This window comes from Fictibacillus nanhaiensis (genome assembly GCF_023715445.1).
GTDB lineage: Bacteria > Bacillota > Bacilli > Bacillales > Fictibacillaceae > Fictibacillus > Fictibacillus nanhaiensis_D.
In genome coordinates this window covers 104544-125698 of the sequence record NZ_JAMBOD010000004.1, presented here as the reverse complement: position 1 = coordinate 125698, position 21155 = coordinate 104544, and the positions used below count along the sequence as shown (strand labels likewise).

Here is a 21155-nt window from a genome sequence, read left to right as displayed (position 1 = left end):
TTTTACATTTTATTCGCATCTTTTAGTCCATTTTAACTATTCAAGGGATTAAAGGAATAAAGGTTGTATGATGATTATCGTGTATTTTTTAAATAAATGAAGTAAGTAAAGGGGATCAGGAGAATTCTTTAAAGTATAGCATGGGTGGGAAATGTACAAAATACACGGGATGGATATATTCTTCGGAAATAGGGTATGAAATGGTATAAGGATGTAGGAAGGGAGCTTGAAAAATGTCATTATCTACACAAGAAATGGATCATTTTAAACAAATCTTAACTTCTCGTAAAAATGAAATAAAAGAAATGAGAGAAAGGAACGACTCTTTTGGAAGCGATAATGAATTTCCGAAAGAATCAGTGGGAGAATTATCAAATTATGATAACCATCCCGGTGACTTAGCAACTGAGTTGTTTGAAAAAGAAAAAGATATTGCATTAAACGACCTTCATGAAAAAGAGCTAGAAGATATCGATGCCGCACTAAACAGCATTGAAAGAGGAAAATACGGCGTTTGTAAAACATGCGGAGTTGACATTCCTAAAGAACGGTTGGAGGCGATACCCTCTACGCTTTATTGTAAAGAACACAGTCCTGGTCAGCATTCTTCAGATGACAGGCCAGTTGAGGAAGCTGTCTCTGGCCCAGATTATTCTAGGAGAAGCAACGATAATAATGATGCAACTTTCTATGACGCGGAAGACACTTGGCAAACAGTAGCTAGATACGGAACAAGTGAAACACCATCGGATTTTACTGATCATGAAAAACAAGATTATAATGAGATGTATGAGGACTCCGATGACGATGACGGTTATGTAGAAAACTATGAGGGGTTTGTAACAACGGATATTACAGGGACAGAAGTAAACGTTGTACAAAACCGTAAACACGAAGAGTATGAAGAAGAACTGGATCGAGAGGAAGAAAGACAGTTAGACCGAGATAAATATGATAAGTAAAAAACAGTCCGTGTTCTTGAAGCACGGACTGTTTTTATATGTTTTTTAAAAGCTTTAAAAACAAATGACAAGCAAACCCCAGCAGACCTGCCCCTGCTAAACCTGTCATCCATCTAATCACTTTTTCATTGATAAGTGTGCGAAAGTAGTGAACGGTAAACGCAATGTTTATATTCCATAAAATAATGCCAGCAATAATAAACAAACTTAAACCAGCTGTGATCCACCTGCTAAATTGAGGAGGAATACTTTGTAGCGTGCCTCCATAAACACCAAACCAGAATACAAAATTAAAAGGATTCATCAATGCAAGTATAAAACCTGTCCAAAAGGGATGTTGACGAAGTTTGTTTTCATTTAATAAAAGTATATTTTTTTTCGAAAATGAATCGATTAACGTAGAAGTTCCTAAATACGACAAAATGATTGTCCCGGCAATAAGCATGCCGATCTGAACCATATTATTTTGAAGGAAGGGGGAAAGACCTAAAAAAATAGTAAACATAAAAATAAAATCTGCACTTACTGCTCCAAGCCCAACAAGCCAGGAGGACCAGAAACCGCCAGTTAACCCTCTTTTTATCATTTCAAGTTTAATCGGACCCACCGGAACCGCTAAACTTATACCGAGCATCATAAAATGAATGCATATTACCCAAATGTCACCCAAGGTACTCCTCCTGATTATAGGGCTTGTCTATCATTTGTACAGATTATGAATGCTTGAAAAAGAATATTACGGCAGGAAATGTAAAAAATTCAACGAAGAATTACATAAAGGTCTAACTATCATCTGTACAAAGGAGCCGTTTCCGTGAAAAAAGCATGTTTGCTTATCATTGATGTTCAAAAAGGTTTTGATGATGTCGATTTTTGGGGAGAGCGAAACAATCCCAATGCAGAAGTGAATATGCTTACGTTGATCGATGCTTTTAGAAATTCAAAATTACCGATTTTTCATGTTCAGCACCAATCTGAGAATAAAAATGCACCACTTCATCCAACGAAGTTAGGTTATCAACTGAAAACAGGCTTCGAACCGAAAGAGAATGAACCGCTTTTTATAAAGAGTGTGAATAGTGCGTTTATTGGAACGTCGTTAAAGGAAGAACTGGACAAGAATGGGATTCAGCAGCTTATTATAGCGGGGCTGACGACCAATCATTGTGTATCTACCACAGTAAGGATGGCAGCTAACTATGGTTTTGGCGTTTCATTAGTTCATGATGCTACAGCAGCTTTTAGAACGGTGTCCTACAATGGAAGGATATTCTCAGCTCAGGATGTACATGAATCAGCACTATCACATTTAAATAATGAATTTGCTGAAATATTGAGTACTGAGGAAGTTTTGGTGAAATGGGTAAGATCTTCCCATTATATTCAATAGCAGACGTAGACAATATTCCCCAGGAAATGTCGGATACTGTTAATGGTTTAGAGGTTTCATTTTAGGGTAAAAATGAATGTACAATATCACAGATAATTTAGAGGTGTCTAACAAACATGGAGAAAAATCAAATAGAAAAGCTGATGAGTGATCCGGAACAAGAGTTGGAGTTTTGGAGAGAAGAAGACCAGCAACGGGAGCTTGTTAGAATGCGATATGTCCCACAAGGTGAAGGCGGATATTTTCAAGTGACTTATTTAGATGAAGAAGAAGGGATTATTGGGTCGCAAGTTCTTGATGAAGTAGAAGATGCGCAGCGTTTTTTAGAAAAGAATCAACCCGTAAATTAATGAAACCAGAGGACGAAAACCTCTGGTTTTTAATTGCCCGAATACTAGTTAGCTGAAGTGCAACTTAGGCTGGCTTGAAGAGTTGTTTTCAGTACGTTTACTTTTAGTGAATTTTTTTTCGTGAAGCCATTCTGCCGAATGTTTTTCACATATTTCGAGCTCCTCAAATTTTCCTTTTTTATACTTATCAATGATTTCTTCTGAAGTTTGATGGGCTAGTATTAATTCCTTTTCTGTAATGTTTTCATTGTTGAAAGCTTCCATCAACTCATTGTCATCCAAAATAAAAATCCCCTTATCAGGAAGTATAACGATATCTAAATAAAGGTCTAAAAACCACGGAATACCCTCATCGTTAACACCGTGTTCCAAACACATATCGATATAGAACTGAACAACATCTCCCTTTTGATCCAGTACTGTTGTTACCGTATAGTTTTTTCCTTCCGGAAAGTGCTGCAGCCATGTGTATCCAGAATCTGCAATGCAAAGTTCGTAATTTTTATATTGTACGATAAGTGGATAGGAAACTTTTTTTAGATGAGTAGCTGTCACTTTCCCCTTAAAACAGCCATCTTCTCTATGCACTACTTCAAACGATCGTTCTGTTACTCTTTTCCAATTCGGTCTATCAGCCGTTTTATGTTCCATAAGCACCTCCAGATTTTGTAAAATTATAGCAATTTTTCATTCTTAAGGGAAGGAAAAGCAAGAAACAAGAAGAAAGTAAAAGTATAGGAATAGATCGGAGGAAAGACACAATGAATTACATACATAAAGAATTAGAAGCATTTCAATTGGAAAAAGGTTGGGAGATTAGTAAGGAGAACTCAGAGAGCAGTATAGAATCACTTTTGCTTAATCATATGCTTTTAACCACAGAAATCGCTGAAATTGCAGAAGAACTCAGGAAACTGATGAATCTTACATACGAATTAAAGGAAGATGGCATCGATAAAGAACATGCGTTTTTATTAGCTAAAAAGGAAGTGGCAGAGGATATTGGGAAAGAAATTGCTGACAGCATTGCATACCTGTGTAAGTTTGCAACGTTCTTTAACCGGGACATCGAAGTAGATATTCGAAACAAGCTTGAGGAAATTAATAACCGCAGTAAGCCAAATTTGCAAAAACGGATGAAAGAGGAGATGAAAAAGTGAACATTAAGGCTGACAGATACGAATTAACGTCAAATGATGGAACAAAGATAACAGCATATGACCATGGCGGTACAGGAGAGGCTCTTATTTTTATTCATTATTTAGGTGGAAGTGCGCATTTGTGGCACCCTGTTATTCCGCATTTTTTGGATAAATACCGGGTAGTTACCTATGATTTGCGCGGGCACGGATTATCTGGTCAACCGGATGAAGGATATACGTTTGAAGATACTGCTAAGGATCTGGAATCAGTATTGGACTTCTTTTCTATTAATAGCGCACATCTTGTTGGAAGTTCATACGGCAGCATGGTAGGAGCATTCTTTGCTTCAACCCGTACTGACCGGGTCCTGTCCCTGGTGAATTCCGAAGGTGCACTTGTAAATGATACCGGGGAAGATGGCAGATATGAAGAATCTTTTGAAGAACATATCGCGAAGTTTAGAGATCAATTAGACCCCGATTATGATTCAGTTGAGTCATATAAACAATATTATCGCGAAAATTGGAAGCCTTGGAATGAGGCAAGAGCATATTTTGTAGAACACTATCAGCCTCGTGTGAAGGAGAACGGGAAAGTGGGGCCGTGCACGACAGGTAAAACCATGGAGAAGATTATTTCAGAAATTTTTTACACGAACTTTTTAACGTTGTATGAAAAAGTGAAGTGTCCCGTCCTTTTTTTACCTGCAGAACAAGAAGGAGATCTGGAAAAAAAGAAGAGATTTATTGAAAAAGCATCTAAAGTGCTTTCCGTTTGCAAGACGGTCTTCATTCCTGGCACAACACATTTAATGATGTACGATCATGAATCAGAACTCGTACAAACAATTAAAGATTTTTATGCCGAAATGCCAGTTACATCAATCTCAAAATAAAACGAAAGGGCACCTTATTTTTTAAGGCAGCCCTTTTTTTATGAATGTTGTTCTTTGCGTCCGTTTTTTCGTTTATAGAATTGTTCTAATGCCATACAGGTCAGCATTCCCATGATAAGTCCGTTGCTGAGCAGGGTGACGATTACGCTTGGCCACTCTTTGAGTGCGGCAGCAGGAATAAATAAGCTGCCGATACCAACCATCAACGACGTACTGATGATAAACAAATTTGTATCGGATTTTAGCTCTGATTTATATTCTTTGAATGCAAGGCCGATCATACTTGAGAACGGCAGGAATATAGTTGCATAGCCTACTGGTGCTGGAATTCCAGCAAAGAAAAAGGTTAGCGGCGGTAAGAAGCTGATCACGATAATAAGTGCATTTCCAAGTATGAACGCTAATCGGCTAAACATTTTTGTTGTTAAGATGAACCCAGATGCTCCAGAAATAGGAACACTAGCAACAGCAGAGAACAGACCGGCGATCCAAGTATTCAGACCCATTATAATAGAGGAACGATTATAGTTAATAGGTTCATATTTTTCATTTTCCGATTCGTAAGCTTTTTCAACCACGTTGATACTTGCCACCATATTTGTCAGCAATAACAATCCAACAAAAAGGGAAGTAAGAATTGCCCCTCCAGAAAGCTCCGGCATTCCCCATGCCAGCCATTCCGGAAATGAAATCACCTTTACAGCATTCATCGTATCCTTTGTTAAGTTTAATAGTTTAAAGAGCCCCCACCCAATGATTAATGAAATAAGAATAGAATAGCTTCTTAACCCTTTTACCCGTGATTTCCCTAAGACAATCGATAAGACAAGAACAAAAAGAGAGGCAACAGCTACCTTTGCATCTGCACGTTCTTGCAAATAGCCGATCCCCAGCATTCCTTTTATAAAAGAACCGCTTAACTGTGAAACGAGTAAGATAAGATAAGTACCGGTAACAAGAGGTGTAAAAAGCGCTCTGACCGAAGTAATCACACGAAAGGCTCCTAGCAGAAAAAAGAGAATTCCACTGATAAGCATACCGGCTGTCAGCTGCTGAAGTCCATCCGCAGCCGTTAATGCGCCTGAAGCAACAATTCCGGCATATACGGTAAAAACACCCCACCATAATCCTGCTGGACCTTCATTGATAGGAAGTTTATGACCAAACAAGACTTGTAAAATAGCAGATAAACCGATGATGAAGAACGATCGCTGCAGCAGATCTGCAGTCTCTGCTTGTGTCATTCCGAATGCATCTCCAATTGCGATCGGAGCTACCAGGCTGCCAGCCAGTATAAAGACCATCCATTGCAGGGAGGAGAATGTTAGTTTCATATAAACACCTACTGTTATGTATTTCTTCTTATTCATTATAGACCTTATAACAGATTAGCAGAAGAAAAGAAGTTTAAAGGAATGCTTTATGAGGGTATTTCTTGGTAAGATGCAATTTTAATATGAGGTTTGAATTTTCTGTAAATATTTTTTCGGCTATCCTCATAAATCATATGAAATAGTCGAAACATATAGTCACAGGTAATGACGAACCTAAACAAAGGACGATCTATGATGCAGAAACTTACTCACGATGATGTAATTCAATGGTTAGAGAAACATCTATTGGACTTTGAACAGTTTACCCCTTACTTGTTTACATCCCAATGGATTCATTCTTTTTGCAAGGATAAAGAAAACGGAAATGAATTCGAAATAAAATGGGATACGTCTGGTCAGGAGCTATTCTTCAGACTTCTGGACAACCTGGATCACGATGGTCAATGGAAATGGCTCGGAACTTTTAATAACACAGGAGAGGTGAAATCATGAGAATTGATGGACAACAACCGGTACAAAGAAAATATGATGTAAATAAAATGTATCAGCAGCCTTCTGTTAAGCCCCCGTCATTTGCCAAAGACGAACTCTACATATCGAATGAAGCTAAGCAATTGAATGATAATGCTCAGCTAAATATACGAGAAATGAAACTTTTGGATATCAAAAAGCGCATCGATGCAGGCGAGTACCAGATCAATGCGCATGAAATAGCAAAGAAAATTTCACAGTTTTACACAACTTAATTTATTTTTTATTGTTCATGCCGCTTTTCTGTCTTAACAGGGAAACGGCATTTTTTATGAATGGCGGTATCGGTACATTTAACCTGCCAGCATTTTCAATCATGGATAATAGTTCATTCGATAAATAGAAAAAGATGGTGGCGGATTGAATATAGTAACCGCCTATTAATTGATCGAGAGAATGGGCTACTGCAACTATGGCAAAAACCATAACCTTTTTTAATATTCCTTTAAAGCCAACCTTACTGTTTAATTTTCCTTCATATGCTGATGCAGCCATGCCTGTGATGTAATCTAAAACAACGAATAGAACTAGTGTTTTTAGTAAAATGCCAGGTGTCCCAAAAAGGTAGCTGGAAACAGCACCTAACGTAACAACTGCCGTATGGTAGAACATTGACCATTTTTCCACTTTTTTTTTCCTCCCTTATCTCCCAATAATTTAGTATATGCTTGTACTTTATAAACCGAAATGGCGAATGCCTAAGGGTTGTCCTCCTATTTTTTAGAAGGTATATTTCAAATGTGTTAAATAGTCAAAAAATTTAAAAAATAACGAGTCAGACACGCACTATATCTGTTACAATGAGATAAATTCGGAAAGGGAGGAAAGAAATGCAATGAACAAAATTACGTTGGGCTTGCCTCCACATTGCCACAAAGTATCTTGTGACGGAAGAATGATCAAAATTAAAGACTCTGGAAATAACAAATGGACGTTTCCGCTCTCTGGAACAGAGAATGCGGTCGTCGACCAAGTGAACGAAGAAACAGGACTGCTTACGATTCATGGAAAGGATAAGATACTGGCAACTCTTGAAATGCCTATTCGTTTTTGTGAAGTGGGAAGAGGCTGGCTTCTAGATAAGTTACCGAAAAAGAAACGCGTAAAATTAAAATAAAAACTGCCGCACAGCTGGTTCATTCTGGCTGTGCGTTTTCATTTTATAAATCGTATACACCTGCAAAAAAGAGCCATTGCAAGGAAATATTTTTTTATGAAGCAAAACGGTTGTTAAGGAAAATAATGTTATAATAAAAGTTGTATTCGTGTAGATGGGGTGAATAAATTGGGAATGACACACCTGCCTGCACACTTAAATCACATCGCGTGGAACCGGAAAATTTTAAATGTTTTTTGGGTTATTGTCTTTGTGTCAGTGTGCGTTGAGGTAATCAACAGCTTTATTACTGAAAGACCGTTAATGGAATTTTATTTAGAATATATTTTGTTGCCGACGCTGCTTTTATCACTGACGACGTTGATCGCTGAGTGGGGTTATCGTAAACGAGGAAAATACACAGACTATATCATTATCGGATCAGCCAGTCTTATTTCAGGTATCCTAGTCGGGGTGCATTCTGAAATGTATGTGATGAATGCCTGCTTATTTTTCCCGATGCTGATCTCAACGATCTATTTTGAGAAGAAAAAAGTATGGGTCTCATTCGGTTTCAGTTTGACGATTTATTTAGGATTAACAACTTTCCATCCCATTGTGCGAGAGTTGAATGATATTATGGCACAGCTGTCAATGACGTGCATTTTGTTAACTGCATCTGCGATATGTATCGGAATCATGAGCAGAGGCTATGAAATTGCACAGTATTTAATAAAAACGCAGGCTGAACATCAAGAGCTTATGGTTAAATCAACGATTATGGAAAAACAAGTGAAGACTGATGCATTGACGGGATTATATAATCATATGGCTTTTTATGAATATATGGAAGTTTTGCTCCTGCAAGCTGACACGTATCATTATCCGGTTCATCTGGCGATAATTGATATTGATAATTTTAAAAATGTAAATGATACATACGGACATGGTATTGGCGATATCGTTTTAAAAAGAATCACTGCCGCTATAAAAGAAAATACATCAAATGATGATTTTGTAGCTCGCTACGGCGGTGAAGAGTTTGTCGTTATTTTGAATGATGTGAATGAAGAAAATGCGTTTCAAACACTCGATAAAATAAGAACAGTCGTACAGAATATTGAACATCCTGAGATCAAGGAAGAAAGTGTAACGATAAGTGTTGGTTTGCAAACATACAGGACGGGTATGCACAAACAAGCTTTTTTTGAAGGTGCTGATAACAGCTTATATGTTGCCAAGCGCCAGGGGAAGAATCGCGTAATCATTCAGGAATGCAATCAGGCTATAGAAATTTAATAAAAATTGTTTGAAACAGCACGGAGAGATCCTTGCTGTTTTCTTTTTCTTCTAAAACTCTTGTCCATGCATATGTTTGTAAAGATATGGCCATGGAGGTGAGGGCATGAGTGGACGGATAAAACAAATATTACAGATTGCCGCCACTTACATCGGCACTGTTGTAGGTGCTGGGTTTGCAACCGGAAGGGAAATCGTAGAGTTTTTTACAAAGTATGGTTCAGCTGGCTTTGCTGGAATTTTAATCAGCGGATTTCTGTTTATAGCCATCGGGACAAAACTGATGCTGATGGCTAGAAGGATAAACGCATCTTCCTTTGATGATATGAACCATTATTTATTCGGTTCGGCAGCATCTCGTGTTGTGAACGTATTAATGCTCATCATGCTTTTTGGGGTAACGGGTGTCATGCTGTCAGGAACAGGTGCTTTATTTCGAGAGCAACTAAATCTCCCTTTTCAAGCGGGTGTAGTGCTTACACTTATCGTGACATATGTGGTTATGAAAAAAGGAATAGATGGTATTCTGTGGACGAACTCTCTGATCGTCCCGATTATGATTTTGTTTTCATTGATTCTGACTTTTTCCATTTTTGATTTTTCTGGTGGAAGGCAGCTCTTAGTAGCAGAGGACTTCACGCGTAATTGGAAGTGGCTTTTAAGTCCTTTTACTTATGCTGCTTTCAACTTAACGCTGGCTCAGGCTGTGCTAGTCCCATTATCGCGGGAAGCAGCTGATGAGTCTGTTATAAAATGGGGAGGATTCTTAGGCGGATTGGGTCTGACCTGTATTTTATTAAACAGCCAGTATGTTCTTTATTCGGTTCCGCGCGTCCTAAGTTACGAAATTCCAATTGCTGAAATAGTCGGCGGACTTGGGTTATTCGTTCATTACTTTTTTGTTCTTGTGATCTATGGCGAGATTTTCTCTACATTAATCGGAAACTTATTTGGTCTTGCGGGATCTCTCGGAAAAAATATGAGACTATCGAACAATGTGATTTTACTTTCCTTGATGCTGGGGAGCTATTTGCTGAGCCAGGTGGGTTACGCAGAATTGCTGCATTATTTATACCCAGTCTTCGGAATGATCGCTCTTATCTTTTTAATCGTTATTTCTGCTAAAAAACTGAATTGATGAATAGATTGGATTAAAAAGGTTTTGAATTGAAATTGCTGGAAGGGAAAAAGGTCAATGGCGTATTACAATAAATTAGTCCGTGATAAAATACCAGAACTCCTTGAGCAGGCGGGGAAAAAAGGAACATTCCGGATTCTGGGAGATAAAGAATTTGAAAGTGAACTGAAAAAGAAACTCGCAGAAGGTGTAAAGGAGTACCGTGATGCGGTGAGTGAAAGCGATGCAGCAGAAGAACTTGCAGGATTGTTTGAAATCCTGATTTCGCTGACGAAAGTGCATCATCTAACATTAAGGGAACTGGATGAAATCCGGCAGCTGAAAGCAAAAAAGCACGGCAGATTCCACGAGCGCCTGTTTCTGATCAAGGTGGAAGATTAAGTGGGGGTCTGACCCCAGACAAATACAAATCGTTAATTTGTATTTGTGGAAAAGACATTTTGTATTATTTTGGTAAATCATGTGATAAGAGTAGTTTTTTATGTGATTAACATGATTTTTTATGTGATTCTCTTTACTTTTTCTGGGATTTTGGAAGTTTTTTATATGATGTTCTAATCATGAAATTCCTCAATAAAAAACAAGCTAAAACATGCATATTAAAGTGCTTGTTTTAGCTTGTTTCACATTTAAAAAAGAAAAAACAGGAAAAAACATGCAAAAATTGTTTGACAAACAAGCATAATGCCGCATATGATTAGAGTACCACGTGGAAATAAGAGGTAATGGAGGAAAATTATTATGTTTTCTGAAGAAAGAAGAGAAAAGATCTTAGAATTGCTGAAAAAAGAAGGTCGTGTTCTTGCAAAAGAGTTATCAGATGCCCTCCAAGTTTCGATTGATTCTATCCGCCGTGATTTATCTTCCTTAGAAGATAAGGGGCTCATTAAACGTACTCATGGCGGTGCAATTCCGGTAACAGAAGTGAAAAAAGGACCTCCAGCTCCTTCCAAACGGTACAAAGAAGGAACGGAATACGAAAATGCTGTTGCAAAAGAAGCGGCAAAATGGGTCAAAGAAGGAGATACCCTGTTTATCGGCGGAGCGTCCATCCATTATGTCCTGTTAAAATATCTGCCTCATGTTCCACTTACCGTCGTCACGAACTCCTTGAAAATAGCAGAATCCCTTCGTGAACGGGAAAATATTGATTTATATGTCATCGGAGGCAAGGTGAAAAATTCCGGCAATATGACCGATGCCCTCGCAACACAGCTCGTGAGTCAATATTCGTTTGACCTCTCATTCGCGACGGGAGGCGGAATTTCAGAACGCGGCATCAGTACGGCTACGCCTGAGGCAGCTGCTTTTATGAAGGCTGTTAGCTCAGTTTCCAGAAAGAGTATCGGACTTTTTCCGCACTATAAAATCGGTGTTAATGCCTTTACGAATGTGGGTCCGGTTTCAAATTTAGAAGTGATCATTACAGATGAGGAAGCACATAGAGATCACTTGCAGGCTATTGAACAGCAAGGAGTTAAGGTCATCATCGCTGCATCAGAAACATCAACACCTGAAATGAACAATTAATATTCTTTTGATGGAAAGGCCTTCTAATAGAGGTCTTTTTTTCGTTTATAAATAACGTGTCAGATTTATTTACAAGAACAATGAATTTCTCTGTTTATTAAACTAACCTAGAATTAACACTTAGAATTTTTAACAAAGGGAAATGAGGTGACTGTTTTGCTTCATTCTTCTCATTTTTCAGCTGAGGAAAAAATGAGGATCCGAGAACTTAAGAAAAAGATCAGATCTAATACGAATCCTGTTGATAAAAGAGAGCTGGAAAAGCAGCTGAACGATATCATAGAAAAAGCATTTATCAAAAAACAGCTTATAAGGCGAAATGAATTAAAGTAAAAAATTGTTCACTCCAATTATCAAGAAAACCTTTGCAAAAAACTGAATTGCCTGTCTTTATTGGGAAGTAGTGACAGTTCATGCTTGTATATGTTAAAGTGACACTAGTCTTTTTCAGATGGACAACGTTTTTTAAGGAGTGGACACAGCATGAATCAAGCAGCAGCATTGAGAAAAGACATTGGGCTTTCTGTAGCCATGTCCATCGTAATTGGTACGGTAATTGGTTCAGGAATCTTCATGAAACCGGGAAGTGTTCTTGAATATACAGGCAACTCGTCACTTGCGCTTTTAGCATGGGCGCTTGGGGGCCTTATCACGCTTGCTGGCGGTCTGACCATTGCTGAAGTAGCGACTCAGATCCCAAAAACGGGCGGACTTTATGTTTATATGGAAGAAGTATACGGAAAACTCTGGGGTTATTTAAGCGGCTGGGTTCAAACCGTCATCTATGGACCAGCTGTAATTGGAGCTCTTGGCTTATACTTCGGTTCCCTAATAACAAACCTTTTTTCATGGGAAAAAGCCTTTGGTCCTTGGATTGGGATCGGAACCGTTCTTTTCCTTACGATTGTAAATAATTTTGGAACCAAATACGGCGGGTTCGTACAAAACCTGTTCACGCTTGGAAAGCTCGTTCCAATTGCTTTGATCATTGTGTTTGGTATAGCACAGGGGAACGAACAGATCTTAGATGCTTCGAGTGGAGCTGTTGTAGAGATCAGCATGGGTGCAGCGATCTTGGCTACTCTATTTGCCTATGATGGATGGCTGATGGTTGGATTTGTGGCAGGGGAGATGAAGAACCCTGGCAAGACGCTGCCGAAAGCAATCATTGGCGGTATTTTGATCGTCATGGCAGCCTATCTTCTTGTTAACATTGCATTGCTGCATATTCTTCCGGCGTCTGAGATTGTAAGGCTGGGTGAAAACTCTGCTGCATCTGCGGCTACCATTTTATTTGGGCCACTGGGTGGAAAGCTGATTGCTGTAGGTATTGCAGTATCGATCTTCGGCTGCCTAAATGGTAAAATCTTAACGATTCCGCGTGTACCTTTTGCAATGGCAGAACGTAATCAGCTTCCAATGGCTAAGACGTTCAGCAAAGTTAGCGAAAAGTACGGTACACCGATTGCGGCAACTTATTTACAAGTGGTAATCGCCATTATTATGATGGTTTTGACTGACCCGGACTATCTATCAGAAATGGCAATCTTCGCTGTTTATATCTTTTATATTTTTGCGTTTTATGCAGTGTTTAAACTGCGCAAACGGAACAAGAGCAATGAGCGTGTATACAGCGTTCCATTATTCCCGGTCGTTCCGATCTTTGCGATTATCGGTTCCGTCTATATTGTTGGTGCGACAATTCTGAATGACCCATTTGACAGCTTAACCGCGATCTTAATCACATTTGCAGGCTTACCTGTTTATTATTGGCTTGAGCGCAAAAATCAAAATTCAATCTAGCAAGTGGAAAAAGACCCTTAACGGGGTCTTTTTTTATAAGATTAATAAAATATAAAACCCGCCAGGAAATTCCTGTCGGGAGAATAGGATAATAGCTTATACGCTTAATAGTTCTTTCATTTCACGATAACGAGATGAAAGGCTAGCAGGTGAAACGCCATATTTTTTGGCTGTTTCAGCTTGAGTGGATGCAATACCTCTAATATCTTTTGAAACAAGGTAATCCAGTGCAGCTGCATAAATTTCTTCTTTTCGAATGGCTGGTTTGGACTCATTAATGTATTCACTCCAAAGTTTTTCAGCCTCTTTAACAACTTCTGTTTCTGCGTTTGCTTTTACAAGTTCCGTTACAGCTGTATACTTTTCATCTTTCTCATCTGATTCTTTCGGAGTTTCAGTGTTTTCAGATGCCGGCTTTTCAGTCTTCGCCGCTTTTGAATCTGCTTTAGGCTGCGGCACTCCTGCCGATATATCAATGAGAGAGAGCTGAAGTACAGCAGGGAACTGATTTTTGAAAATCTCTTTTGCTTCTGCTAATGGCTGAAGCTTTTCAACGGCTTCTTTTAATAGCGGAAGTTCAGAGACAGGCATTTCTACATACCCAACATAAAATTCATAATTAATGCCGTTTGAAACGAGTGTTCCAAGCAATGCGCTGTCTGTTTTTGGTTTATCAGCAGCATTGATCGTCACATCATAAACTTTATCTGTCCAAATGTCTTTCACTGAAAAGATGAAGCCCGTTTTTTGTTCAACGACTTTATAAAGTGACGGTACAGTTGTTGTCCAGCCGGATAAAATTTCAGCAACTTCCGGTTCAACTGAAGCCTTCACTTTGTCCAAATAATGCTCAACAGGTGTTTTTCCATCCTTGATCTCAGAACAGAAGACTTCCCAGCATACCGCGATGTTAGCGTATGTTTGCTCCTGGTCTTTTCCGACCGGATACTTTTTCACATACTCTGAAGTCCGTGCCGCTAACTCATGCTGGTAATTTTCAAGAGCGAATTTGATGAGCCCTTCTTGGTGAAAGGATACTTCACGTGTTTGCTCTTCTTTATGTAAGCAACATTTCTTATATTTTTTTCCGCTGCCACAATAGCACGGATCATTTCTTCCTATCATTGACATGCTATTCCTCCAGTAAACCACTTACTTATCCTGTACATACTAGCATAAATCGGATTTTTTTCAAACTACAAATCATCAGACACCATTTTATCACAAAAAAGGGAGTGAAAAAATCATTCAATAGGTTGGTTTTTCGTGAACTGAAACTTTTTTCTAATCAAAAGCGTCTAAGCGAAAAAGGGGGAATTACGATATGTGGAAAATATGGAAAGTGTGGGTAATGATTTGTGTTTTATTGTTAGGAGCCTGCAGCAGTGACGGCGGAAGTAAAAAAGAAAGTGCCTTAGATATGGCTGGCGGCAATAGTTCTGAAGCAAAGATGGAAAATGCTAAATCTTCAGGTGAAGGAGACGCCGGTAATGCCGAGAAAAGTGATAAAAAACAAACCATACGCGATCAGCGGAAAGTTATATACAACGCCGACCTTCGGATAACGGTGGAAAAGCTGCAGAACACGATGGAGACGGTGCGCAAGATGGTTGAAGATAAAGGCGGATATATCGTTGAATCGAACGCGAGTACAGGTGAAGAAGGTTACCAGGATGGCATGATGACTGCTCGTGTTCCGATGGAAGGTTTCCGTCCGTTTTTAAAAGAGGTGAAAGATCTGAGCGAAGGTGCTCCGCATGAGAGTGTAAGGGGTGAAGATGTAACGGAAGAGTATGTGGATCTTTCTTCCCGATTAAAAGCTAAACAGCAGGTTAGAGACAGGCTGGAATCGTTTATGAATGAAGCAGAAAGAACAGAAGATTTATTAAAAATTTCATCGGATCTTGCGCAGGTCCAAGAAGAGATTGAACAAATAGAAGGAAGGCTTTACTTTTTAAAAAATCAAAGTGACTTTTCGACGGTCACGATACAGTTTGAAGTGAAAAATTTAAAAGCGGAAAATCTGCAGACAGAGGATTTAAACACGTGGAAGAAAACAAAAATGCTCTTCATGGAAACTGTTAATTTCTTTGTATCTGCGGTCTCGTTTATTATTGTTGCGCTATTTGGGTTAGCGCCATTGTGGATTGTACTATTACCAGTTGGATTTTGGATCTGGAGAAGGAAAAAAGGGCAAAAGAAAAAGCCGGAATCTCCGACATCCATGAGTTAATGATTCATTTTTGTACATGTCAGATAGCGGGGACGTTAGAAACACCCTCTGCAGCGCGGACTATAGCCCGTTGGCTGAAAGGGTGTTTTGGCTTTTATGGCACCTTCCTTTAAGGGAGTACCGTTAACAAAAGCCTTATGCGAGAAATGCTTTGTATTCTTCAGTCAGTTTCATAAAACGCTCTTTATCTTTTTGATCCAGAGCATTGTTGATTTCTCTTTCGTAGTATTCTTTGTAATACTTGTGCAGGGCTTCATCGAGTACCATTTGGGCAATAAGGCTGAAGGCAAATGGGTCTCTTTTTTGTTGTTTGTACTTCACCATCTCATTTTGGTTTTTGTTAAAAGAAGTGTTTTTGTCTTTCATCCTGTTTCCCTCCTTAAATTGTCTCCCTATCCAATTAACCTTTTATGTTTCTAGGTTTCTACTAGTATACTGAGCAAGGTGCCCAATGACAACCATTTTATTTGAAAATTCTGAAAAAAATTCCGATAATGATTCCAATGTACTGTATTTTCACCACCTTTTGGTAAAAGTATGAAGGGGTTGCCAATTGTGTTTCTGAACATTAACTGCTTGTTACAATTGTTTTAATGGAGTGTTTTTTGTGTTCTTATTTTATGTTACTAACTATTTCCCCGTATTTTAGGAGGCTTAAACACTCGAAAACACTTATTTTAAAAAAACGTTGACTTCTAAGGTGTTATGTGAGTAGGATGGTGTTAAATAAATATCGTCATTTCCGCTGGGGGTGCTTATATTTAAGCTGAGAGAAGGCAGTTGCCTTCGACCCTTTGAACCTGATCCGGTTAGTACTGGCGTAGGGAAGCGGCGTGGATCATTACATTATTGTTTTAATTGAGATGGCCACCCGCTTTTAATTTTGCGGGTGGCTTTTTGTGTTTAATGAAGGCTGTTTTCGTATTCATTGTTGTTTTTTGAAAATAGTTGATCTCCGTTTCAGGATGCTCGCTTTCCGCGGGGGGGGGGGGGTAAGGTGAGCTTTGGAGGAAGATGGATAAAGACTCGTATTCAAGGAAGAATTTGTGCTCCTGCGTCTGCAAGAAAAACAACATCGAAGCGGGCTACCGCATGCCTTGCGAGAAGTATACTCAGGTAGCTGGCACGCTGATCCCGCAGGAGTTTCGCATCTTACACTCCAATCAACATGCCACTGGAGGAATATCACAAATATCCCCCAGAAGCAACAACCTTTTAGAAAAGAGCCTTAATGAAAAAGGAGGGAAATAGTGATGGGACAATTGTTTAAAGTGTGTAAAGCGCTGACCATTGCTGGGTCTGACAGCGGCGGCGGCGCAGGAATTCAGGCTGATTTAAAGACGTTTCAGGAGTTTGGTGTATTCGGGATGTCGGTACTGACTGCCGTGACAGCTCAAAATACAACTGGTGTGCATGGCGTTTATCCTGTGCCTTTAGATGGATTGGAAGAGCAATTAAAGTCAATCGGAAGCGATCTGACGCCTGATGCGGTAAAGACAGGTATGCTGTTTTCCGGTGATTATATTGAAAAAGTAGCCTATTTTGTTAAAAAGTTTGGATGGAACAATTTAGTGGTAGATCCAGTGATGGTTGCAAAAGGTGGAGCGACTCTTCTAGGCAAGGAAGCTCTTGAGGCGATGCATATGTACATGCTTCCTGCAGCAAAAATCATTACGCCAAACATACCAGAAGCTGAAGCGCTGACAGGAATAAAGATTAATAGCAATGAGGCAAAATGTGAAGCGGCAAGGATTCTTTTTGATAATGGTGCGGATTATGTGGTGATTAAAGGCGGTCATGGAGAAGATGCGTATGTTTCCGATCTTGTCTTCAACGGAGTAGAGATATGGGAACTTGCAGATAAGCGTATTCACACAAAAAATACGCATGGCACGGGCTGTACGTTCTCTGCAGCTATAGCGGCGGAGCTTGCTTACGGGAAAACAGCAGAAAACGCGATCCACAGTGCTAAAAGATTTATCCAAACAGCGATAGAAAATGGAATCGATGTCGGTTCAGGTCATGGTCCTGTTAATCACTTTGCTTATCGGAGGCTGCCTCATGAACAATACTAGAGTACAAGAATGGAAGTCTTTTGTGGAGCTAGTCAGAAAAGAACGTCCGCTCATTCACCATATTACGAATAACGTTACAATGAATTTCCTCGCGAATGGAGTTCTTGCAGCCGGCGGAAGTCCGATGATGGTTCATGACGCGAGGGAAGTAGAAGATGCTGTAGCCGTTGCGGATGCGCTGGTTCTTAACATTGGAACATTGGATGAAGCTGGAGCAGAATCTATGAAGCTTGTACTGCGTAAAGCGATGCATTACGGAGTGCCGGTCGTCCTCGACCCTGTTGGAGTGGGTCTGTCTTCATTCCGTCAGGAAACCGTTAAAGAATTGTTGTCAGAATATTCTAAATTGAAGGGGGTCAGTCCCCAAACAATTCTGACAATTTGCGGGAATGCAGCTGAGATGAAATTCCTTGCAGGTCTCGGCTGGGAAGGAAAAGGAGCGGACGGTGATCTTGACAGCTCTGAAGGGGATTCAAGAGAGCTTGCTGCTGCAGCTGCAAAGCAAACTGGATGCATCATTGCGATGACAGGTGAGAAAGATGTTGTGACAGACGGAAAAACGGTCATTGTACTTTCACATGGTGATCCGATGCTATCACTAGTTACCGGAACAGGTTGTTTTGCAACTTCTATGATCGCACTTTATCAGGCGAATCATAAAGGTGAATCAGAGGTTAATCTTTCTTTCATTGAACGAACTGCACTTTCGTTATTGATGCTAACAAAAGCATCTGAAGCAGCTGCAGAGACCTCAAAAGGACCTGGAAGCTTTCAGTCAAACCTTTTAGATGAATTATTTTTACTAGAACGTAATGAATGGAATTGGAAAGGTGAGATCAACTGGTTGGAGATTGAGCGAGCAGTAATGGATGAAAGAGGTGTCCGCAGGTGACCATACTTTCTCAAGTGGATCTGGCTCAAAAGCTTTCCCTTTATTTTGTAGCGGGTACGATGAATTGCGCGTCGCCAGCTTCATTTAAACAAATTCTTGAACAGGCCGTTAAGGGCGGTATTACAGCCTTTCAATTTCGTGAAAAAGGAACAAATAGCTTAACCGGCGAAGAACGATTTGAAGCAGCAAAAATGGCTAAAGAGCTATGCCGGGATTTTGGAGTGCTTTTTATCGTGAATGATGATCTCGATTTGATGGAAGCAGTCGATGCTGATGGACTTCACGTTGGACAGACTGACGGTGATCTTGGATTTATCCGTCAGCAGACAAAAAATAAGATCCTTGGCGTATCCGCACATACACTTGCTGAAGCAAAGGACGCTGTTGAACGTGGAGCAGATTACATCGGTGCAGGTCCTATCTATCTGACTGCTACAAAACCTGATGCACAAGAACCCGTAGGGACGGGGATATTTAAAGAATTTCGTGCAAACGGCATAAACGTTCCTGTAGTAGGAATTGGCGGGATATCGATGGATAATGCAGCTGCTGTTATTAAGGCTGGTGCAGACGGAGCAGCAATCATCTCAGCTATCAGTCAGTCGAAAGATCCAGATTTAACTTCCCGGGAATTGCTTATGAAAATAAAACACGCAAAGAGGGGAATGTAAGTGAAAATTTCTGTTCAAAAGCTGTCATTAATGGCAATGTTCACAGCCGTCGGCACATTAGCTTCACATATGTTTTGGATTCCGGCGGGTGTTGCGAAAGCTTTTCCGGTTCAGCATGCGATTAATGTTATTGCAGGTGTATCGTTAGGCCCCTTGCCGGCTGTTATTGTAGCATTCAGCATCGGGCTGCTGCGCAATATGTTCGGCGTTGGTTCTCTGCTTGCTTTTCCAGGGGGAATGATAGGAGCGTTTTTAGCTGGATATTTTTATAAAAAAGGAAAAACTTACGCAGTAGCCGCAATCGGAGAATGGATCGGGACAGGGATTATAGGAGCTCTTGTCGCAATGCCAGTTGCAGCACTCTTCTTAGGTTCAGAGGCAGGAGCATTTTTCTTTATCCTTCCATTCCTGACGAGTTCTGTTGTGGGCGGATTGATCGGCTGGATGATTCTCAGAGTAATCAAGAAAAGTTCAGCCGTGAAACTCAACACAGATGCCCGCGAAAAATCTGCTTAAGGATATGCACCGAATAGACCTCCACACCGTACACTGAGTACTATCACCCGGTGGAAAAGGGGGCCATTTATCAGATGAAAAAACGACCAAAACGATGGATTTATGCCGAAATGCTGCTCATGTTTCTAGGACTGCTTCTTGCCATCTATAACGGAAAGTATTGGGAGAGCCCTACTGTATTGTTCTCGATTTTAATGGTTGTCTTTGTATTTCGTGCAGTGGAACGAAAAGTTTTTAAGCAAAAGACTGAATTTTGGTTTAACGTTGGTATGGCCGGAATCTTTCTAGTACTTGGTGTCATACCCCTTTTATAAAACGATTGAAAGCAGACTGTTTAGAGATAGGCAGTCTGTTTTTGCGTGTATAGGCAAACGTATATTTTGTGTAAACCTTTGACATAATGATGAGGAACGTAATAAAATAATTTTACGTAAAGGATAATTTTTACGTGGAGGTAAATTCTTGAATGTGAGGTGATAGGAGTGAAAAGGAATCAATCAGTGCCAGAAACGTATATCGTCACAGAGCCGGAACAGGCTGCGGCCCTTCTGCATCCGGTCAGATCGGAAATCATAAGCTTATTAAAGGAACCGCGTTCTGCGACAGAGCTGTCAAAAGTGATGAACGATTCCGCCCAAAAGGTGAATTATCATTTAAAAGCACTGGAAAAAGTGGGTCTTGTCACACGGGCTGGCACAAGGAATGTCAGAAACCTTGTAGAAGTTCTTTATAAAAGTGTGGGGAAAACATTTCTATTATCTGATTCACTCGGTCTTTCACAAGAAACGATCCAAAAGCTGCAGAATCAGACCGCCCTTGCACACGTTTTATCGTTGACTGATAAAATAAAACGAGATGCGGTTTCCCTTATGGAAGAAGTGGAGAGTGAAGAAATTCCGAGTGCAGCCATGGAAATGGAGCTATCACTTCTTGGGAAAGAAGAGCGCAAGGCTTTTTTACAAGATTACGCAGATATGCTTTCAGAACTCATTAAAAAACACCATGACCCGAAACAAGGAACATCTAGGACGTTTCATGTTTCAATGGCGATGTACCCAAAACCTGAAGGAGGCGGAACGGCATGAAAAAGGAACAAGAAAGCACAGTTACACCATTAAGAAAAGATCAAGCAGGAGAAGAGTCAAACGTGATTCCGATGAAAACAGAAGTACAGGTTGAGGGTGCTGATCATGAGCAGCAGCCGGCAAAAATTATTTTTATCACTTCTGGATTTGGAAAAATAAATGTGCCAAATACAACAAGCGCTAGCCCGATGGCAATAGCGGCATAATAAGGA

The 21155-nt window shown here is 39.9% G+C and carries 28 protein-coding genes and 1 riboswitch; of the genes, 22 read left to right on the top strand and 6 right to left on the bottom strand.

Features of this window, described 5'->3' with window-relative positions:
- The first annotated feature begins 233 nt into the window (after positions 1-233).
- The gene (locus tag M3196_RS12830; RefSeq protein ID WP_251322719.1) at positions 234-962 is read left to right on the top strand and encodes a TraR/DksA C4-type zinc finger protein; all 729 of its coding nucleotides are present in this window, start codon (positions 234-236) and stop codon (positions 960-962) included.
- Positions 963-996: 34 nt separating this feature from the next.
- Here the strand turns inward: M3196_RS12830 and M3196_RS12825 are convergent, their stop codons facing one another.
- Entirely contained in the window at positions 997-1632 is a 636-nt protein-coding gene (locus M3196_RS12825) for a LysE family transporter (RefSeq protein WP_251322718.1), read from the bottom strand.
- 144 nt (positions 1633-1776) lie between these two features.
- On the opposite strand from M3196_RS12825, the gene M3196_RS12820 reads away from it, so the two are divergent.
- Positions 1777-2352: a cysteine hydrolase family protein gene (locus M3196_RS12820; RefSeq protein WP_251322717.1), complete on the top strand. Its 576-nt coding sequence runs from the start codon at positions 1777-1779 to the stop codon at positions 2350-2352.
- A 116-nt stretch (positions 2353-2468) separates the two neighbouring features.
- Positions 2469-2702 carry a hypothetical protein gene (locus M3196_RS12815; protein WP_251322716.1) on the top strand — a complete coding sequence of 78 codons (234 nt, stop codon included), beginning with the start codon at positions 2469-2471 and terminating at the stop codon, positions 2700-2702.
- Between the two features lie 48 nt (positions 2703-2750).
- Here the strand turns inward: M3196_RS12815 and M3196_RS12810 are convergent, their stop codons facing one another.
- Entirely contained in the window at positions 2751-3353 is a 603-nt protein-coding gene (locus M3196_RS12810; protein WP_251322715.1) for a DUF402 domain-containing protein, read from the bottom strand.
- Between the two features lie 110 nt (positions 3354-3463).
- Here M3196_RS12810 and M3196_RS12805 point away from each other — a divergent pair, with 110 nt between their 5' ends.
- Complete coding sequence (locus M3196_RS12805) at positions 3464-3862, top strand: hypothetical protein (protein WP_251322714.1); 399 nt, start codon at positions 3464-3466, stop codon at positions 3860-3862.
- Positions 3859-4740, top strand: a complete 882-nt coding sequence (locus M3196_RS12800) for an alpha/beta fold hydrolase (protein ID WP_251322713.1) — start codon at positions 3859-3861, stop codon at positions 4738-4740. The genes M3196_RS12805 and M3196_RS12800 overlap by 4 nt, the downstream gene beginning before the upstream one ends.
- Positions 4741-4778: 38 nt before the next feature.
- Here M3196_RS12800 and M3196_RS12795 read toward each other — a convergent pair whose 3' ends face one another.
- A complete protein-coding gene (locus M3196_RS12795) occupies positions 4779-6110 on the bottom strand; it encodes a purine/pyrimidine permease (RefSeq protein ID WP_251322712.1) in 1332 nt (443 codons plus the stop codon).
- 198 nt (positions 6111-6308) lie between these two features.
- Between M3196_RS12795 and M3196_RS12790 the strand changes: the two genes are divergently transcribed.
- Both M3196_RS12790 and M3196_RS12785 read left to right on the top strand, forming a co-directional pair.
- On the top strand, positions 6309-6566 hold the full coding sequence (locus tag M3196_RS12790; RefSeq protein ID WP_251322711.1) for a hypothetical protein: 258 nt from the start codon (positions 6309-6311) through the stop codon (positions 6564-6566).
- Positions 6563-6820 carry a flagellar biosynthesis anti-sigma factor FlgM gene (locus M3196_RS12785; protein WP_251322710.1) on the top strand — a complete coding sequence of 86 codons (258 nt, stop codon included), beginning with the start codon at positions 6563-6565 and terminating at the stop codon, positions 6818-6820. The genes M3196_RS12790 and M3196_RS12785 overlap by 4 nt, the downstream gene beginning before the upstream one ends.
- A 1-nt stretch (position 6821) precedes the next feature.
- Here M3196_RS12785 and M3196_RS12780 read toward each other — a convergent pair whose 3' ends face one another.
- On the bottom strand, positions 6822-7232 hold the full coding sequence (locus M3196_RS12780; protein ID WP_251322709.1) for a phage holin family protein: 411 nt from the start codon (positions 7230-7232) through the stop codon (positions 6822-6824).
- A 208-nt stretch (positions 7233-7440) separates the two neighbouring features.
- Between M3196_RS12780 and M3196_RS12775 the strand changes: the two genes are divergently transcribed.
- The 7 genes from M3196_RS12775 to M3196_RS12745 all read left to right on the top strand — a co-directional run bounded on the left by M3196_RS12775 (position 7441) and on the right by M3196_RS12745 (position 13471).
- Positions 7441-7722, top strand: a complete 282-nt coding sequence (locus M3196_RS12775; protein WP_251322708.1) for a hypothetical protein — start codon at positions 7441-7443, stop codon at positions 7720-7722.
- A 174-nt stretch (positions 7723-7896) separates the two neighbouring features.
- Entirely contained in the window at positions 7897-9000 is a 1104-nt protein-coding gene (locus M3196_RS12770) for a GGDEF domain-containing protein (RefSeq protein ID WP_251322893.1), read from the top strand.
- 106 nt (positions 9001-9106) lie between these two features.
- Positions 9107-10138: a YkvI family membrane protein gene (locus M3196_RS12765; protein ID WP_251322707.1), complete on the top strand. Its 1032-nt coding sequence runs from the start codon at positions 9107-9109 to the stop codon at positions 10136-10138.
- 57 nt (positions 10139-10195) lie between these two features.
- Entirely contained in the window at positions 10196-10519 is a 324-nt protein-coding gene (locus M3196_RS12760; protein WP_251322706.1) for a nucleoside triphosphate pyrophosphohydrolase, read from the top strand.
- Positions 10520-10879: 360 nt separating this feature from the next.
- Entirely contained in the window at positions 10880-11668 is a 789-nt protein-coding gene (locus tag M3196_RS12755) for a DeoR/GlpR family DNA-binding transcription regulator (RefSeq protein ID WP_251322705.1), read from the top strand.
- A 156-nt stretch (positions 11669-11824) separates the two neighbouring features.
- On the top strand, positions 11825-12001 hold the full coding sequence (locus M3196_RS12750; RefSeq protein WP_251322704.1) for a hypothetical protein: 177 nt from the start codon (positions 11825-11827) through the stop codon (positions 11999-12001).
- Between the two features lie 150 nt (positions 12002-12151).
- The gene (locus tag M3196_RS12745; protein WP_251322702.1) at positions 12152-13471 is read left to right on the top strand and encodes an APC family permease; all 1320 of its coding nucleotides are present in this window, start codon (positions 12152-12154) and stop codon (positions 13469-13471) included.
- Between the two features lie 96 nt (positions 13472-13567).
- On the opposite strand, the gene M3196_RS12740 is transcribed toward M3196_RS12745, so the two are convergent.
- Positions 13568-14602, bottom strand: a complete 1035-nt coding sequence (locus M3196_RS12740) for a YecA family protein (protein ID WP_251322700.1) — start codon at positions 14600-14602, stop codon at positions 13568-13570.
- Between the two features lie 193 nt (positions 14603-14795).
- On the opposite strand from M3196_RS12740, the gene M3196_RS12735 reads away from it, so the two are divergent.
- Positions 14796-15704: a DUF4349 domain-containing protein gene (locus M3196_RS12735; protein ID WP_251322699.1), complete on the top strand. Its 909-nt coding sequence runs from the start codon at positions 14796-14798 to the stop codon at positions 15702-15704.
- Positions 15705-15839: 135 nt separating this feature from the next.
- Here M3196_RS12735 and M3196_RS12730 read toward each other — a convergent pair whose 3' ends face one another.
- A complete protein-coding gene (locus M3196_RS12730; RefSeq protein WP_251322697.1) occupies positions 15840-16070 on the bottom strand; it encodes an IDEAL domain-containing protein in 231 nt (76 codons plus the stop codon).
- 371 nt (positions 16071-16441) lie between these two features.
- Positions 16442-16548, top strand: a riboswitch (TPP riboswitch).
- A 409-nt stretch (positions 16549-16957) separates the two neighbouring features.
- Here M3196_RS12730 and thiD point away from each other — a divergent pair.
- The 7 genes from thiD to M3196_RS12695 all read left to right on the top strand — a co-directional run bounded on the left by thiD (position 16958) and on the right by M3196_RS12695 (position 21149).
- Complete coding sequence (gene thiD / locus M3196_RS12725) at positions 16958-17779, top strand: bifunctional hydroxymethylpyrimidine kinase/phosphomethylpyrimidine kinase (RefSeq protein WP_251322695.1); 822 nt, start codon at positions 16958-16960, stop codon at positions 17777-17779.
- Positions 17766-18671, top strand: a complete 906-nt coding sequence (gene thiM, locus M3196_RS12720; RefSeq protein ID WP_251322694.1) for a hydroxyethylthiazole kinase — start codon at positions 17766-17768, stop codon at positions 18669-18671. The genes thiD and thiM overlap by 14 nt, the downstream gene beginning before the upstream one ends.
- On the top strand, positions 18668-19342 hold the full coding sequence (gene thiE, locus M3196_RS12715; protein WP_251322692.1) for a thiamine phosphate synthase: 675 nt from the start codon (positions 18668-18670) through the stop codon (positions 19340-19342). The genes thiM and thiE overlap by 4 nt, the downstream gene beginning before the upstream one ends.
- On the top strand, positions 19343-19858 hold the full coding sequence (thiW, locus tag M3196_RS12710; protein ID WP_338082947.1) for an energy coupling factor transporter S component ThiW: 516 nt from the start codon (positions 19343-19345) through the stop codon (positions 19856-19858).
- 74 nt (positions 19859-19932) lie between these two features.
- Entirely contained in the window at positions 19933-20172 is a 240-nt protein-coding gene (locus M3196_RS12705) for a hypothetical protein (RefSeq protein ID WP_251322690.1), read from the top strand.
- 168 nt (positions 20173-20340) lie between these two features.
- On the top strand, positions 20341-20943 hold the full coding sequence (locus M3196_RS12700; protein ID WP_251322688.1) for a helix-turn-helix domain-containing protein: 603 nt from the start codon (positions 20341-20343) through the stop codon (positions 20941-20943).
- Complete coding sequence (locus tag M3196_RS12695; RefSeq protein ID WP_251322686.1) at positions 20940-21149, top strand: hypothetical protein; 210 nt, start codon at positions 20940-20942, stop codon at positions 21147-21149. Before M3196_RS12700 ends, M3196_RS12695 begins: the two co-directional genes overlap by 4 nt.
- Positions 21150-21155: the final 6 nt, after the last annotated feature.